This window comes from Ensifer aridi, assembly GCF_002078505.1.
GTDB lineage: Bacteria > Pseudomonadota > Alphaproteobacteria > Rhizobiales > Rhizobiaceae > Sinorhizobium > Sinorhizobium aridi.
The window spans coordinates 1-1,832 of sequence record NZ_LUAV01000066.1; the positions used below are offsets into that span (position 1 = coordinate 1).

Consider the following 1,832-nt stretch of genomic DNA (forward strand, 5'->3'; position numbering starts at 1 on the left):
GCTGCGGTCCTTGACGTCCAACGCAGCGAGTGGCGCGATTGCGTGTGTCGTGCAGACGTTCACCTTCGAGTGGCCGGCTCGATTTAACTTGCGTCGTATCGTTGGCGCGCCTCCTCGATCACATCCCGGTTTGAATCTGCCCAGATTACCAAGGCCATAACCGGCGCGAGGAGCGTTCTTCCGACAGCGGTCAGTTCGTAATCCACGCGCGGCGGGATTGTCGGAAAGAGGGTTCGGCTGATTAAACCGTCCCGCTCCAATTGACGAAGCGTGATCGTGAGCATCCGCTGCGAGATGCCGTCGATCTGCCGTCGCAATTCATTGAAGCGGACCGGCCCATCCCTGAGCGCCACGAAGATGTACAGACTCCACTTATCGGCGATGCGATCGAGGATTTCCCGCACGACACGGCAGTCGGCGTCTTTGCTGGGGGTAGGAAAATCCATGTTACTGAGTGTCATGAAAGTGCCTTCTTGCGGATTGCTCGTCGGGAACATTAATAGTGTTGGTCACAAATTGATACCACCCTATTCTCCCAAGGAGCAAGCATGACCAACATCCTCCTCGTCACCTCGAGCCCACGCGGACCTCAGAGCCTGTCCACCCGATTTGCCCGCGACATTGCTGAGAGTCTCAGCGCTCGATCTGGCGGCACGATTATCGAACGTGATCTTGGCGCAGCACCACTGCCGCATATCACGGCGGCCTACATCGGTGGCCGCATTGCGCCGCCCGAGACACGCACCCCCGAACAGATCGAAGCCGTCGATCTCGCCCAAAGCCTCGTCGACGAGGTTCAGGCCGCCGATGTGATCGTCATTGGCTCGGGCATGATCAACTTCGGCCCGCCGACGCAGCTCAAGGCCTGGTTCGACTACATCACCTGGCCCGGCGTTACCTTCCGCTACAACGCAACTGGCCCGATGGGATTGCTGCCTCACAAGAAAGTCTATCTCGTCACGGCTACCGGCGGCGTCTTTTCGGAAGGCAGAAATGCCCCATTCGATTTTCAGACCAGCTACCTCACTCACCTTCTCGGTTTCATCGGACTGACGGATATCGAAGTGATCCGGGTGGAGGGAACGCTCATAAGTCCAGACGCAGCCAACGCTGCCATTGCCTCCACCGAAGCAACGATCCGAGCTGCGCTGGAACGCGCCGCCTGATTGGTTTTCCGGAGGACGATAAGATGAAGATTGCACTTTTCGGGTCAACAGGACCCACCGGAAAATACATCATCGAAGAAGGTCTTCGGCGGGGATACGAACTCTCTGCCTACACCCGCGAGGCGGCCAAGCTGTCGGACTATGCCAGCAAGATTGAGATCATCACCGGCGACCTCAAGAATCGGGAGGCGATCAGGAGAACCATCACCGGTTCCGATGCCGTGATCAGCGCCCTTGGCCCGAACGGTGCCAAGACGCAAGAGCCGCGGCCCGTCATGAATGGTCTGCGCAACGTGATTTCGATCATGGACGAACTGAATATCCGGCGACTTATTCAGGTCTCGACCGCAAGCTACCGTGATCCGACAGACAGCTTCGACCTGAAGTCGAAGGCTTTGGCGACGCTGTTCAAGGTCATTGCGCACAGTTCCTACGACGACATCAAAGCCACCGGCGAGTTGATTGCGGCCTCCGACCTCGACTGGACATTGGTACGAATCCCGTTCCTCAAGGACGGTCATGCCGGGGCTGGTACCGACGCTGGCTGGTACGGCAAAACAAGGCTCGGCATGAAGCTGTCGCGAGGAAACCTGGCGAAGTTCCTGTTCGATCAGGTCTCGACCGGAGAGTTTGTGCGGGCGGCTCCTGGCATTGCCGACCATTCGT

General features: G+C 58.2%; 3 protein-coding genes. 2 read left to right on the top strand and 1 reads right to left on the bottom strand.

What is annotated here, in order from left to right:
- Positions 1 to 83: 83 nt before the first annotated feature.
- Positions 84 to 461, bottom strand: coding sequence for a winged helix-turn-helix transcriptional regulator (locus tag AYK65_RS31240; RefSeq protein WP_081163219.1), 378 nt, complete (start codon positions 459 to 461; stop codon positions 84 to 86).
- Positions 462 to 548: 87 nt separating this feature from the next.
- Between AYK65_RS31240 and AYK65_RS31245 the strand changes: the two genes are divergently transcribed.
- Together AYK65_RS31245 and AYK65_RS31250 are read left to right on the top strand one after the other, a co-directional pair.
- Positions 549 to 1,166: an FMN-dependent NADH-azoreductase gene (locus AYK65_RS31245; RefSeq protein ID WP_081163216.1), complete on the top strand. Its 618-nt coding sequence runs from the start codon at positions 549 to 551 to the stop codon at positions 1,164 to 1,166.
- 23 nt (positions 1,167 to 1,189) lie between these two features.
- The coding region (locus AYK65_RS31250; protein WP_081163218.1) for an SDR family oxidoreductase at positions 1,190 to 1,832 on the top strand (643 nt) is incomplete at its 3' end.